Annotated in this window: 14 protein-coding genes; 4 read left to right on the top strand and 10 right to left on the bottom strand. The window is 44.9% G+C overall.

From position 1 onward, the window contains the following. Positions 1-2: 2 nt before the first annotated feature. The 4 genes from lcfB to ACFVP7_RS05625 form a co-directional block, all read right to left on the bottom strand. Positions 3-1,544: a long-chain-fatty-acid--CoA ligase LcfB gene (gene lcfB, locus ACFVP7_RS05640; RefSeq protein ID WP_338733057.1), complete on the bottom strand. Its 1,542-nt coding sequence runs from the start codon at positions 1,542-1,544 to the stop codon at positions 3-5. 117 nt (positions 1,545-1,661) lie between these two features. Beyond that, the gene (locus ACFVP7_RS05635) at positions 1,662-2,306 is read right to left on the bottom strand and encodes an SDR family oxidoreductase (protein WP_033883069.1); all 645 of its coding nucleotides are present in this window, start codon (positions 2,304-2,306) and stop codon (positions 1,662-1,664) included. A 64-nt stretch (positions 2,307-2,370) separates the two neighbouring features. Further along, a complete protein-coding gene (gene lplJ / locus ACFVP7_RS05630; RefSeq protein ID WP_375060205.1) occupies positions 2,371-3,366 on the bottom strand; it encodes a lipoate--protein ligase LplJ in 996 nt (331 codons plus the stop codon). Between the two features lie 12 nt (positions 3,367-3,378). Then, complete coding sequence (locus tag ACFVP7_RS05625) at positions 3,379-4,113, bottom strand: MBL fold metallo-hydrolase (RefSeq protein WP_003233185.1); 735 nt, start codon at positions 4,111-4,113, stop codon at positions 3,379-3,381. Positions 4,114-4,270: 157 nt separating this feature from the next. Here ACFVP7_RS05625 and yhfH point away from each other — a divergent pair, with 157 nt between their 5' ends. Further along, positions 4,271-4,405 carry a protein YhfH gene (gene yhfH, locus ACFVP7_RS05620; RefSeq protein WP_003244802.1) on the top strand — a complete coding sequence of 45 codons (135 nt, stop codon included), beginning with the start codon at positions 4,271-4,273 and terminating at the stop codon, positions 4,403-4,405. 270 nt (positions 4,406-4,675) lie between these two features. Then, positions 4,676-5,965, top strand: a complete 1,290-nt coding sequence (gene gltT / locus ACFVP7_RS05615; RefSeq protein ID WP_003245579.1) for a glutamate/proton symporter GltT — start codon at positions 4,676-4,678, stop codon at positions 5,963-5,965. Positions 5,966-6,001: 36 nt separating this feature from the next. On the opposite strand, the gene ACFVP7_RS05610 is transcribed toward gltT, so the two are convergent. Next, on the bottom strand, positions 6,002-6,409 hold the full coding sequence (locus ACFVP7_RS05610; RefSeq protein ID WP_042977753.1) for an ASCH domain-containing protein: 408 nt from the start codon (positions 6,407-6,409) through the stop codon (positions 6,002-6,004). 12 nt (positions 6,410-6,421) lie between these two features. Continuing rightward, the gene (locus ACFVP7_RS05605) at positions 6,422-7,462 is read right to left on the bottom strand and encodes a M42 family metallopeptidase (RefSeq protein ID WP_014479351.1); all 1,041 of its coding nucleotides are present in this window, start codon (positions 7,460-7,462) and stop codon (positions 6,422-6,424) included. A gap of 137 nt (positions 7,463-7,599) precedes the next feature. Here ACFVP7_RS05605 and ACFVP7_RS05600 point away from each other — a divergent pair, with 137 nt between their 5' ends. Next, positions 7,600-7,791, top strand: coding sequence for a hypothetical protein (locus tag ACFVP7_RS05600; RefSeq protein WP_003245634.1), 192 nt, complete (start codon positions 7,600-7,602; stop codon positions 7,789-7,791). Positions 7,792-7,874: 83 nt separating this feature from the next. Here ACFVP7_RS05600 and ACFVP7_RS05595 read toward each other — a convergent pair whose 3' ends face one another. Continuing rightward, positions 7,875-8,651: a YhfC family intramembrane metalloprotease gene (locus ACFVP7_RS05595; protein ID WP_017695356.1), complete on the bottom strand. Its 777-nt coding sequence runs from the start codon at positions 8,649-8,651 to the stop codon at positions 7,875-7,877. A gap of 128 nt (positions 8,652-8,779) precedes the next feature. Between ACFVP7_RS05595 and fabHB the strand changes: the two genes are divergently transcribed. Further along, positions 8,780-9,757, top strand: a complete 978-nt coding sequence (fabHB, locus tag ACFVP7_RS05590; RefSeq protein ID WP_338733044.1) for a beta-ketoacyl-ACP synthase III FabHB — start codon at positions 8,780-8,782, stop codon at positions 9,755-9,757. Between the two features lie 41 nt (positions 9,758-9,798). Here fabHB and ACFVP7_RS05585 read toward each other — a convergent pair whose 3' ends face one another. The 3 genes from ACFVP7_RS05585 to hemY all read right to left on the bottom strand — a co-directional run bounded on the left by ACFVP7_RS05585 (position 9,799) and on the right by hemY (position 14,331). Then, on the bottom strand, positions 9,799-12,126 hold the full coding sequence (locus ACFVP7_RS05585; RefSeq protein WP_338733042.1) for a YhgE/Pip domain-containing protein: 2,328 nt from the start codon (positions 12,124-12,126) through the stop codon (positions 9,799-9,801). A gap of 70 nt (positions 12,127-12,196) precedes the next feature. Then, positions 12,197-12,772, bottom strand: a complete 576-nt coding sequence (locus tag ACFVP7_RS05580; RefSeq protein ID WP_014479348.1) for a TetR/AcrR family transcriptional regulator — start codon at positions 12,770-12,772, stop codon at positions 12,197-12,199. Between the two features lie 146 nt (positions 12,773-12,918). Beyond that, positions 12,919-14,331: a protoporphyrinogen oxidase gene (hemY, locus tag ACFVP7_RS05575; protein WP_032725328.1), complete on the bottom strand. Its 1,413-nt coding sequence runs from the start codon at positions 14,329-14,331 to the stop codon at positions 12,919-12,921. Positions 14,332-14,338 lie beyond the last annotated feature (7 nt).

The following is a 14,338-nucleotide window of genomic DNA, read 5'->3' as shown; positions in this document are numbered from 1 at the left end:
TTTTATTGGGGCAAAATATCTCTCAGTGCCCGTCTGAGCATTTTCCCCGTCGCATTTTTCGGAATATCGTCAAGAAACGTAATGGCGGCAGGCCGCTTGTATTTTGCCAGATGCTTTTCACAGTGCTGCATGATGTCCTCCTCTGTTACCCCAGAGCGTTTCGGCACCACATATCCCTTTACCGCTTCCCCGCTTTGGGGGTCCGGCACGCCGATGACAACCGCCTCCTTGACGTCCGGATGGCTGTACAGCACCTCTTCCACCTCCCGCGGATACACATTGTATCCTCCTACAATGATCATGTCTTTTTTCCGGTCAACAATGTAAAAATAGCCGTCCTCATCCCGTCTTGCCAAGTCCCCCGTATAAAGCCACCCGTCTTTTAATGCATGCTCTGTTTCCATCGGCATTTTATAATAGCCCTTCATCACATTGGGGCCTTTCACGATCAATTCGCCGACCTGGTGAGCGGGCAGCTCGCGTCCGAGCGGATCTACGACCTTGTTTTCGACATGTAAGATACTTGTCCCGATGGAGCCCGGCTTCCTGCCCCTGTCAAACGGGTTAAAGCACGTAACGGGTGATGCTTCCGAGAGCCCGTAGCCTTCCAAAATGGTAACGCCGAATTTTTCTTCAAACGCCGTCAGCAACGCGACTGGCATTGCCGCGCCTCCCGAAATACACAGCCGGATGGAAGAAAAATCATCTTTCTTTCCGTTTTCATGCTGAAACAAGTAATTATACATCGTAGGTACACCGGCAAAAATGGTCGCCTGCTGCTGCTTAACAATCTTAAAAACAGATGCCGGACTGAATTGAGGCTCAATCAAGACAGTTGCGCCGCTCATCAGCGGTGCATTCATGCAGACGGTTAAACAAAACACGTGAAACATGGGAAGAGCGCAGACCACATTGTCCCTCTCATCCATTCCCAAATAGCCTGCGACATCGTTGGCATTGCTGTACAAATTCTGATGAGTCAGCATCGCGCCTTTCGGTTTTCCAGTCGTTCCTGACGTATATAGAATAACCGCGGTATCATCAGGGACAAGTTCTTGGTTTTGTTTAGCGGCAGATGTCGGCCGCAATATTTTTGCAAACGTTGTCATTTTCATCCTGACCTCTGGGTCCGCAGCTTCCGGCTCGGCCTCCCCCGTCTGGCATAAAATGACGAGCTCAACCTTTGGCAGCGATTCATGCATGCTCTCATAAAGCGGCAAAAGCTGGCTAACGCCCACGATCGCCTTTACATCGCCATTTGTCAGCATATAACCAATTTCTGTCGGCGTGTACAACGGATTGATGGGAACAACCACGATCCCAGCTTTTAAAGCGCCAAAAAACGCGATGATAAAATCAGGCGAATTGCCAACCAGCAAAGCTAGATGGTCCCCTTTCTCCATACCGGCTTCCTGAAGGCCGTCCGCAAATCGCTGAATATATTCATTCAGCTCTTGATACGTCATCATGTGATCTTTAAACCTGCATGCGATGCTGTCGGGCTTCTCAGATGCTGTTTCTTCCAATTTTGAAACAAGATTCATTCTCCCACCCCTTAAAGTGAATGAATAGTCATTCATTATTGAAGCCAAGCTTTCTCCTCCATTATAGAGAAACTGAAAAAAACACTCAAGAGCAAAAAGCCCTGAGTGTCAGTACTGTCATAGTTTCTTCAATGCTTCGGCAATCGGCGTATCTCCTTCTGTCAGATCAAAGGCCCGATTTTCCGTATTCTTCTCATCTAAAGAGGCAATGACCGTTTTTGCAACGTCATCACGAGAAATAAATCCCCGCTCCAGATCCTTCGCTGCTGAAACAGTTCCCGTTCCAGGCTCATTGCGAAGGCCTCCCGGACGGATAATCGTATAGGTTAAACCGCTCGCTTCCAGAATTTTATCAGCATAATGCTTGGCCACATAATAAGGCTTGAGTGCCTCATTCCAATTTTCACGGTTATGGGCTTGCAGGGCGCTGACCATAATAAACCGTTTGATTCCGGCAATGTCCGCAGCTTCAATGGCTTTCGCCGCTCCATCGAGATCCACCAGCAGCGTTTTATCATAGCCTGTGCTGCCGCCGGAACCGGCTGTGAAAATGATAGCGTCACAACCTTTTGCCGCAGCGGCGATTTCTTCCGGGCTGCTCTCCAGATTCGCAAGCACAGCTTCTGCACCGGCAGCTTCAAGAGACGCTTTCTGTTCTTCTTTTCTGACCATCGCTCTGATGGAATGATCAGGATTATCTTGGAATAAAGAGACGAGTCTTTGCCCGATTTGTCCGTTCGCTCCGATTAAAAACACTTTCATGTGAATCCCTCCTGCCTCCATTATTTCAAAAACACAACCGCTCTTTCAAACGATGTGTTTTGCCTTAATAAATCAGATCAAGGAAATCCTCTTTCGTAATGTTCCCAAAGTAATGCTTGAGATTCACACCTTCGAGCACATCAGCGATGACGCTGCGTTCGTATTGTTTTCCAACCAGCAGGTTTTCAATTTCAGATACATCACCGACACCGAAGAAATCTCCGAAGATTTTGCAGTCCTCGATTTTGCCTTTCTTGACCTCTAGGCGCAAATCGATCGATCCAACCGGATAACGTTTCGAATGATTAAGGTTAAATTTCGGCGAGCGGCCGTAGTTCCAATCCCAATTCTGATAGCGCTCTTTCGAAATTTGATGAATGGTCTCCCAATCTTTTTCCGTCAGCTTATACTCCGGCACGTTTCCAATGTCGTTTGTGTTAAAAATATGGCGAAGCAAATGGCTGCGGAATTCTTCGGTGGTCATTTTATCATCGAGAAACTCACTGATGTTTGCTACTCGGCTTCTGATCGATTTGATGCCTTTTGATTCAATTTTATCCTTTTTCACCTTTAATGCTGATACAACATGATCAATGGCTGAATCAAACATGAGGGTGCCGTGGCTGAAAATACGGCCTTTCGTTGCAAACTGAGCGTTTCCGGATATTTTCCGGCCATCCACTACAATGTCGTTCCGGCCGCTTAATTCAGCTTCAACCCCAAGCTGATGTAACGCCTGAATCACCGGCTCAGTGAATTTTTTAAAGTTATGAAAGCTGTTCCCGTCATCCTTGGTAATAAAGCTGAAGTTCAAGTTCCCCAGATCATGGTACACAGCGCCCCCGCCTGATAAACGGCGGACGACGATAATCCCGTTTTCCTCAACATATTTTGTATTGATTTCTTCTATTGTATTTTGGTTTTTCCCAATGATAATAGACGGTTGATTCACATAAAAGAGCAAATATTGCTGTTCAGGGTCTAAATGCTTTACACAGTACTCCTCGATAGCAAGATTGATCCGCGGATCATTGATATTTTGATTGTCTATAAATAACATGGTGCTCCTCCTTTATCCTTCCCACACAAAACCTGATTTCGCAATATTCACTTCTCCGTTAAAAACGGTTTTCGCTTCTTTGCGAAGGTTGTCATGCACGCCAAAATGCGGCAAATGGGTCAGCAGCAGTTCTCCCGCTCCGGCTTCTTTTGCAATGCGCCCAGCTTCCAGGCTGTTCATATGGCCTGCACTTGTTCCGTCTTGATCGGCATAAAAATTGCATTCTGAGATCAATAAATCAGCATCTTTCGAAAACGGTATAAATGAATCCTGATAGCTGGAATCAGCAGTATAAACGACAGTGTGGCTGCCGTCAGTAATCCGCATGGCATAGCACGTCACCGGGTGAATCGTTTTTAAAAAGGTGATCGTAAACGGACCGGCAGTCAACGGCTGATCCGGCTGATAGGCGATCCCTTTTGTATGTGTTTTATATGTAAGCTTTTGAAACTGTTCTATATCAGCATCATGTCCGTAAATCGGAAGCGTATGCTCTCCTTTGCCGAGAAACGAACCGACTTGCTTGGCAAATTGCAGCGGTCCGATATCAGCGATATGGTCATGGTGATAATGAGACAGAACGACCGCATCCAGCTTTTCCGCCGGCACATATCCGAACAGCTTAGACAAAACGGCACTGCCGCAATCAACAAGCAGAGAGTAATCACCTGACTGAAACAAATAGCCTGACGTCGCTTCATTTGCGGCCGGAAAACCGCCATAGCATCCGATAACTGTAACTTTCATAATGTCCTCCTATCTTTTCAAAAAAATTGATCCTCCTTCAATATACCCATTTTTCTTAAAAAAAGCATGTTTTAAACATTGTATCAAAACAGTTATTGATTTTTGTAATCTGTTATATTACAATGAAATCACTACAAAGGGGAAAGAGGGATTGGTTATGCTGGGGAAAATCACAGAATTTTTTAGAAACCTGCCTTCGAAAAAGTGTGCGGAATGCGGAAAAAAGATAGAAGAGCAGCATGAGTGTTATGGTAATATCTGCAATGACTGTATAAAAGTAAACGATTTGTAATGAGCGAAAATCCCGCGCCTTACGCGTGGGATTTTCTTATTTTTTCACATATCTCTTAATTTTGAAATAATAGTCAGGTTAGGTCAAAGCTCACCTGTTTTTAGATAATTCTGGTGATTATCATAATGTCATTGAATATTCTTTATTTTCGAAATATAATTTACTATAGACGAATTGATTTCTTATCTATTATAATTTGATCTAATAGTGAGATTAAATATATGTCTATTCATGATATATGTTGATACTTTGTTTTTTGGGAGGTAATCTATGAAAAGAATTAAGTTTGGATTAGCCACACAAATATTCGTTGGACTTATTCTAGGTGTCATTGTTGGCGTCATTTGGTATGGCAACCCAGCATTGCCTACTTACCTGCAGCCAATCGGGGATCTCTTTTTACGCTTAATCAAAATGATAGTGATTCCTATTGTTGTCTCCAGCTTAATCATCGGTGTAGCCGGTGCAGGAAATGGAAAGCAAGTCGGTAAATTAGGCTTCAGAACGATTCTGTACTTCGAGATCATCACGACTTTTGCCATTATTCTCGGACTAGCCCTTGCAAACATCTTCCATCCGGGTACAGGAGTTAATATACACGAAGCTCAAAAATCGGACATCAGTCAATATGTTGAAACTGAAAAAGAACAAAGTAATAAATCAGTGGCGGAAACGTTCCTCCATATTGTGCCGACAAACTTCTTCCAGTCATTGGTCGAAGGGGATCTTCTAGCCATCATCTGCTTTACAGTACTATTTGCATTGGGTATTTCCGCGATCGGTGAAAGAGGCAAGCCTGTATTAGCCTTTTTTGAAGGTGTATCCCATGCCATGTTCCACGTTGTAAACCTTGTGATGAAAGTGGCGCCATTCGGCGTTTTCGCTCTTATCGGAGTGACTGTGTCTAAATTCGGACTCGGTTCTCTTATCTCTCTCGGAAAGCTCGTCGGATTGGTTTATGTCGCGCTTGCTTTCTTCTTAATTGTTATTTTCGGGATTGTCGCAAAAATTGCCGGCATCAGCATCTTCAAGTTCCTTGCTTACATGAAGGACGAAATCTTACTGGCGTTCAGTACGTCCAGCTCTGAAACGGTTCTTCCGCGCATCATGGAAAAAATGGAGAAAATCGGATGTCCAAAAGGCATTGTTTCATTTGTCATTCCGATCGGTTACACGTTTAACTTAGACGGTTCCGTTCTCTATCAATCTATTGCCGCACTCTTTTTAGCACAGGTATATGGCATTGATTTGACGATTTGGCACCAAATTACGCTTGTGCTCGTCTTAATGGTGACATCCAAAGGGATGGCTGCCGTACCTGGTACTTCTTTTGTTGTCTTGCTTGCAACGCTTGGCACCATCGGCGTTCCGGCTGAAGGACTTGCCTTTATTGCCGGCGTAGACCGCATCATGGATATGGCACGTACAGTTGTCAACCTGACTGGTAACGCGCTTGCTGCCGTTGTGATGTCTAAATGGGAAGGCATGTTTAATCCTGCGAAAGCAGAAACTGTTATGTCCCAATCGAAAACAGAACAAAACGCAACCATTTCTGGTTAATGAAAAGCCTGCGGGGTTCTTGCCCCGCAGGCTTTTTTAATCTTTAACAAGCACAAACAGCTCTGTAATCAAAACAGTATCCTCATTCAGCTCCAGTTCACCGCTTTTGATCAGTTCCGCCCATGCCATCCGATGATCCTCTTGAAACTCCTCAATTCGGTCTCCATTGCCCTCTCCTTTGACTAACCTCATATCAGGCGCACCAAAGGTGGTTTCAAAGACATCTGTCACTTTTATATTGCATCTTGGATTGTCATGTTTATCATAAACGGTAACAAGCTGACCCGCTGTTTGATAAACGTCCCTCAATTCATCTTTTGAATACAATGATTTCGGCGCGCACGTGGCGGTTTTTTCTCTGGCAAGGATCTGCTGAATCAGCTGTTCTCCCAACCCATCATCACCTTCCCAGCCGAATGTGCTTTTCAGCTTATAAATCTTCATTGGTCCTCCCCCTTATACCATTGGTGACTGTACATAGTAATACAGAAGCTTAGCGGTATGGCGAAGAGATGATTTATGGGTGCGTTCAAATGCATGGGAAGCGTCAATTCCCGGCCCTATGAGGCCATGCACAATATCATGCCCGGATTTGATCGCTGCTGACGCATCAGACCCGTAGTACGGATATATATCAAGCTTATAGTCAATATGATGCTTCTCGGCTAATTGAACTAAATGCTTTCTGAGCTGATAATGATACGGCCCGCTCGCATCCTTCACACAGATTGATACTGAATATTCATCAGTCGCCTGCCCGTCACCGATAGCCCCCATATCAACCGCCAAATATTCAACTGTTTCAGGAGGAATATTCGAATTCCCGCCGTAACCGATTTCTTCATTATTGGAAATAAGAAAATGGGTTGTATACGGCAGCTCAATGTCTTCTGTTTGAATTTCATGAATTAAGCGGAGCAATAAGGCGACGCTTGCTTTGTCATCCAAATGGCGCGATTTAATAAATCCGCTTGATGTGATCTCAACACGTGGATCAAACGACACAAAGTCTCCGACGCCAATGCCAAGCTCCTCCGTATCTTTCCGGCAGTGAACAGGTTCATCTAGGCGGATCTCCATATTCTCTTGATTCCGCTCAGCCTTTCCCGCGTCTTTGTATACGTGCACAGACGTTTGATGCATTAAGATTGTGCCTGTGTACGTTTTTCCTGAGGCGGTTTCAATTTGGCAATACTCTCCCTCAATCGAGTTGTAGCGGAACCCGCCGATTAAATCGATTTTCAGCCGGCCGTCCGCTTTAATTTCCTTCACCATAGCGCCGAGGGTGTCAACGTGCGCTGTCAGCATGCGATGCCGGGATGTGTCGCGTCCTGGAAGCGTTGCAATTAAGCCGCCCTTGTGGTTCCGAACCGTTTCTACCTTCCATTCTTTTAAAAGGCTTTCAATATAATTGATCACCTCATATGTATTTCCTGTCGGGCTTGGGATCGATACAAGTTCTTTAATGAGCTCCATCGTTTTACGTACGGACGTCATAGGGCATTCCTCCTTTTATTTTCTACTTAAAATATACTCTTTTCCCGAGGGACCCGTCCAATCTTTTCCTATCAATCTCTCATATGCTGTAGAGAGCATGGGAAGAGGAGGGATTTCTATGTGCTGTCGTCATTCACATGAACAGAAATGTCGTTGTCACGATTGGTTCGATGATTTTTGGTTCTTTGACGAGTGGTTCGATAAAGATTTCCACGACCATTGCAAGAAAAAGAAAGAATGCCATGACCCTTGCGAGAAGAAGAAAAAGAAACACCATTGTTTCTCTTGTAAAAAACACAGACATTCTTGCTGTCATTGCTAAAGACTGAATCAGAAATATTCTGATGACCCATGCTTAATGAATATTTCCATTCACATTTTTCCAAGCGGGCATTGCTGCTGCTTGGACCTTTTATTGAAACACCCTTTTTGCTTTTACAATCCAATAAACTGATAAAGCCGCTATAAGAGCAACAATGATTTCAACAGCTGCAGCATGCTCTATGATTCCTCTCTGATATAAAACCGCCGGTACATTAAACAGTGCATGTAAAAGAATAGAATACAACAAAAACAGCGGCCGACGGCTTTTAACAGCGTACAAAACAAGCAGAGACAGACCAATCTGGACGGCAATGGCACTGATTCTTTCTATTCCGCCCAGCATCCATTCATACGAAGGAGTATGCAGCAGCTGCTCCTGTATCGGCAAAAGCGCCTGTTTGACGTCGCCATTGACCAAAAGCTGTTCAAACGTCCCGCTATTGATTGCAAATGCATATACAATAAGTGAGATAGAGGACAAGCCTGTAATCAAGATGGCTTCAAGCCCGCCATGGCCTGCCCCGAAAGCCAGACCATCTGCCCAAGTATGATGGCGCTTCATAAAAAATCGCATCATCATATACCTTCCGCACTCCTCAAAAATGCCGGCCATCAAGCAGCCGTAAATGCCATACCATAATGGATGCTGCATCGCTTCTTTCGTCATTTCATTCACTTGCAGTACATAAACATGAACGCCGCCTTCCAGCAGCTGAGCGAAGACAAAAAACGTGAGAGCGCCAATAAAAAACACTTTAAGAGAGGCGCCATACTTTCGCTTAAACCATACAATCAGCCCGATTGGCAACAGAAACGCAATAGCCCCGGATAATGCCAAAAAGACTACTGCTTCTTGACTGACCATTTTTCAGCCTCCTTTTTCTTTTTCATAGATTCCCTATTCTACACTTCTCTTTTTTTGTAAAAAAACCTTCTTTTTAGTACCAGATACTAATATCTAGTGTTATAATCTGACCATAAGGAGTGATTCATATGTCAAAAGCAAAAATTACAGCTATCGGCACCTATGCGCCGAGCAGACGTTTAACCAATGCAGATTTAGAAAAGATCGTTGATACCTCTGATGAATGGATCGTTCAGCGCACAGGAATGAGAGAACGCCGGATTGCAGATGAACATCAATTTACCTCTGATTTATGCATAGAAGCGGTGAAGAATCTCAAGAGCCGTTATAAAGGAACACTTGATGGTGTCGATATGATCCTCGTTGCCACCACCACATCCGATTACGCCTTTCCGAGTACAGCATGTCGCATACAGGAATATTTCGGCTGGGAAAGCACCGGCGCGCTGGATATTAATGCGACATGCGCCGGGCTGACTTACGGCCTCCATTTGGCAAATGGATTGATCACATCAGGCCTTCATCATAAAATTCTCGTGATCGCCGGAGAGACGTTATCAAAGGTAACGGATTATACCGATCGAACGACATGCGTTCTGTTCGGCGATGCCGCGGGTGCGCTGTTAGTAGAACGAGATGAAGAGACGCCGGGATTTCTTGCGTCTGTACAAGGAACAAGCGGGAACGGCGGCGATATTTTGTATCGTGCCGGACTGCGAAATGAAATAAACGGTGTGCAGCTTGTCGGTTCCGGAAAAATGGTGCAAAACGGACGCGAGGTATATAAATGGGCCGCAAGAACCGTCCCTGGCGAATTTGAACGGCTTTTACATAAAGCAGGACTCAGCTCCGATGATCTCGATTGGTTTGTTCCTCACAGCGCCAACTTGCGCATGATCGAGTCAATTTGTGAAAAAACACCGTTCCCGATTGAAAAAACGCTCACTAGTGTTGAGCACTACGGAAACACGTCTTCGGTTTCAATTGTTTTGGCGCTCGATCTCGCAGTGAAAGCCGGGAAGCTGAAAAAAGATCAAATCGTTTTGCTTTTCGGGTTTGGCGGCGGATTAACCTATACAGGATTGCTTATTAAATGGGGAATGTAACAAAAAAAGAACTTGTTTCCAAGGAAACAAGTTCTTTTTCTTTATGAAGCCGGCTGTTCTTCTGATGTTTCTTCCTTCCGGCTTAACATTGTAAAGTAAGTAATGCTTAGTGCAATCATGACGAGGGCGATGCCGATTAAGACGCCGGCCATCTGCCACATGTAGCCAAAGTCACCGTTTGAAATGACTGCTCTGAATCCGTTAATGCTGTAGGTCATCGGCAATGCGCCGTGGATGACTTGATAGAAATTCGGAAGCAATTCAAGCGGGAAGGTTCCTCCGCTCGCTCCCAGCTGCAGCACTAAAATAATGACTGCGATAAATCGCCCCGGGTTGCCCATCGTGGTAGCCAAAAATTGAATTATCGCCAGGAAAGCGAGACTCGTAATGATCGTAAACACGTAAAATCTCCACGTGCTCTCTACCTCGAGACCAATTCCCAATAGAAGAACCGTCGCCACAATCAATGATTGAATGATTCCTACAAGCATCATGACATTGAATTTGCTGAAGAACCACTCAAAACCGTTTCTCGGACGTCCTGACGCTTCCTTCAGCGGGAAGACAACCGTCAGCATGATGCCGCCGACATATAAGCCCATTGACAGGATATAAGGTGTCAGCCCTGTACCGTAGTTAGGAACGGAATGAATGGCATCATCTTTGGTTTTTACCGGATCCGCAAACATGCCATATGTTTGATCATCAGCATCGATATCTCCTGTTTGATCAGCCGCATCCTTCAGCTTACTAGACAGCTCTCCTGTGCCGTCCAATAGCTTGCCTAAACCTGTATCAAGTGATGCAGATCCGTCTGCAAGTTTTGATGATCCGCTTTGGACCTGTTTAGACCCGTCTAACAGCTTAAACAATCCGCCGGATACTTGACTGCTTCCTGTCACCAATTGCTCTGAGCCCGCTTTTGCTTTTGCGAACTGCTTATTATATTCACCGATGCCCGCTGTCAGTTTAGTTTGGCCATCTGTCAGCTTCTGAGAACCATTGTATATCTTATCAGCTCCCTCAGTTAATCTGTCAATCGCATCTTGGATTGTTTTTGCGCCGTTATAAAGCTTAGATGTAGCTTCCGGCATGGCTTTCACCTGCGCCACCTGCGCTTTCACGTCTTCAAGAGAGCTTTTTATCGTTGCGATGTCAGGCAGCTGATCAGCTGTAGGTAGCTGGCTTAATATTTGATCAAAATCAGGCGCATCAACTTGCGGAAGCTTTTTCTCAACAGAATTAATCAGCTGGCTTTTTTGCTCCGCTGTTAAGAAGTCACTCGAATTGATGACATTTTTAAATGCCTGATCACGGTTTTTCAAACTGTTTTCAAAGTCAGTCAGCTGTTTTTTGAATTCCTTCATCGCAGTTTCTGACTTTTCCAGATTGTTTACAGCAGTTTCAAGCTTCGTTAAATCGAGCGCATTAATGATCTTTTCCGCTTTTGCCGCTTTCTCAGAACCTTCTTGGACTTTACTGTTGAGCTGATCCAACCCGTTAGTAAGATTAGGCGTACCCTTCTGCACATTTTGAAGTCCGGCAAGAAGTTCATTCATCTTGCTTGTCAGCTCGCCTGATCCTGCTGCAAGCTGGCCAGATTTATCATAAATCTGGTTGCTGCTGTCCTGGAATTTACCGAGCGAGCTGTCAAGCGATTGGATGCCGCTCGTCACCTGAGCCGCTCCATCTGCAAGCTGCGCTGTTTTGTCACTGATGGTAGCGGTGCTTTCCTTCAGCTTCGCCAGATTTTCTTTCAGCTGGGCGCTTCCGTTTTTCGCATCCTTTGTGCCGTCATCAATTTTTTTCGCGCCGCTGCTCGCGTCGCTCAAACCTTTTGCGATATCTTTAAAGTTATCAAAAATAACTTTCGTATATTGCTCGGTCACTTCTTTTGAAACAGAGGCTTTCAGTTTATCAATCGCTTTTTCGCCGATCGTTGCCCCTACATAGTTAGAACCTGCATTTGTGTGGTATTTCAGATCCAATTTTTTCGGATTTTTGTCTAATACAGTGCTGGCATTCTTAGAAAAATCCTCAGGAATCTCGACAACTAAATAATATTTTTGGTTCAATAAGTCCTTTAACGATTGGTCGAGATCATTGGAAAAATGCCAATCAAAGTTGTTATTATCCTTTAATTCTTTGACCAGATCATCACCGATTTGAAGTTTTTCTCCTTCATACGTTGCGCCCTCATCTTGGTTGACGACTACGACAGGCAGCTGGTCAACTGTGCCGTACGGGTCCCAATAAGCCTTTAAGAATACGCCGCTGTAAATAAGCGGGACAAACAAAATGGCAATGATGGGAATCAATAATTTTTTACTTGTTACGATGTCTTTCCACTGACTTCGTATTGTGTTCATCCTGATGCCTCCATTCTAAAACTGACTCATCATGAAAAATGGTCATTTTCTTGCAAAGAGAAAGGATTATCTAGTTCGCTGACAATCCTTTGACAACATACAATTCAAGCAGTCCCGCAATTGTCTCTTTATCAAGCGGGGGGTGTTGTTTTTCCCAGTCAAAAATGAGCGCGATATAAAGCTTCAGCATCACAAAGGCTGTCAGTTCAGGGTCGCACGGCTTGATTGCGCCGCTTTTGATCCCGTCTTCAATCTTACTTTTGATATAAGACAGTATGGCTCGCTCCATTTTCTGGATCACTTCCTGAACAGCCATTGTACCAATCTCGGCATTCTCTTGGAAAATTTTAATCGTCAGCTGATGTGTTTTCCTGAACTCCAGAATGGCAAACAGTGCTCTGTGCACATTTTCATGGAACGGAAGGTTCGGCTCCATCGCTTCATCCGCTTTTTGTTTCATTTCCTTTAATAAAGTAGTGAAAATCTCGTCAAACAGCTCTTCTTTGTTTTTGAAAAAAGTATAAATGGTTCCCTTCCCCACGTTCGCAAGTTTTGCGACAAGATCCATTGTCGTCGCTTTATACCCGAACTGCGTGAAAGACTTTGTAGCCGCCTCCAAAATGAGCTTTTTTCGATCTATTGACATTGTATTCACCTCGAAACTGACCGTTTGAACATTTTAGTCATTAAGTACATATGCAAATGTATCATAACCTGCCGTTCAATTCAATCATTTTTTTACACAATATTGCCATTGCACATCAAAAAAACCTCCGCGATAAAGCGGAGGTTTTAGCTGAATAAATAGGTAAGCGCGTCAGACACGGCAGCTTTTCCTTGATCAATGCAGTCGGGAATGCCGACACCTTCGAAAGAAGCGCCTGTCATATAAACACCTGGATATGCAGATGCAAGTGCTTCACGCAGCTCCTTGATACGCTGCTTATGGCCGACATGGTACTGCGGCATGCTTTCATGCCATCGGGTGACACATGTCATTTCCGGCTCGCCGTTTATGTTCATGACTTTCTTTAAGTCTTCTAACACAATGTTGATAATGTCATTATCTGATAGATCGACAATGGATTCGTCTCCGGCTTTTCCAACATATGCCCGAAGCAGCGTTTTGCCTTCCGGCGCTGCGTGCGGCCATTTTTTATTCGTCCACGTACAGGCTGTGATCGCAAAGTCACTGTTTCTTGAAATGACAAAACCCGTGCCCTCATGCTCCATTTGGACGGAGCCTTCAGGGAAACCTAAAGCGACGTTTGCCACGGATGTGGAGTGCATATTTTTCAAATGAGAAATGGCAGGAAGCTCAGAAAGCATTCCCGCAGCCGCTTTATGCGGAGCAGTCACAATTACTGAATCAGCATCAAGTGTGACGCCGTTATCCAGTTCGAGCGAATAGCCAGAGCCGCTATGACTGAGTTTGGTCACTTTTGTGCCTTTATACACCTTCGTCAGCTTTAACTGCTTTTCGATCTCTTCTACAAGGGTCTGCAAACCGGTTGACAGAGTCTGGAACTGCCCTTGTTTTTTTGCCGTCAGCTGCTGGCCTGAGCCTTGAGGCCTTGTTTTTTTCATGCCGAGAATCAGGCTTCTATGCTTTTGTTCCGTCTGGTAAAATTGCGGGAATGTCGACATCAGGCTGAGCTTGTCAATGTCGCCTGCGTAGATCCCTGATAGAAGCGGCTCGATTAAGTTCTCGACCACTTCATCTCCGACACGTCTGCGGAAGAATTCTCCCAATGACTGATCATCCTTTGTTTTGCTTGCAGGCAGGATGAAATCCATAGCAGCTCTGGCCTTCCCAGACAAAGAAAACAGACCCGTAGAAACAAACGGCGCAATTTTTGTCGGTATCCCCATTACGGCGCCCTTCGGCATTGGATGCAGGGTGCGGTTTACAAGCACATAGGATTGTCCGGTCGCATTGTTGACAAGCAAATGCTCAAGACCTAAGTCTTTAACAAGCTGCGGGGCGCTTTTCTTTCGTTCCAGAAATGAGTCTGGCCCTCTTTCGATGATATAGCCGTCTTTCTTGACAGTCTGGATTTTCCCGCCGACTCTCGGACTTGCCTCAACAAGCGTCAGCTCAAGCGGCAGATTCTTTTCTTTGATTTCTTTTTCCATATAGAAGGCGGCGGCTAAACCGGTAATGCCGCCGCCGATGATGACTACATGTTTTTTGCCGTCACTCATGTTCATC

It is taken from the genome of Bacillus sp. SG20033 (assembly GCF_044570195.1).
Taxonomy (GTDB): Bacteria; Bacillota; Bacilli; order Bacillales; family Bacillaceae; genus Bacillus; species Bacillus subtilis.
Note: the sequence above shows the minus strand (reverse complement) of the source record. Positions and strands in the feature narration are given on the sequence as shown.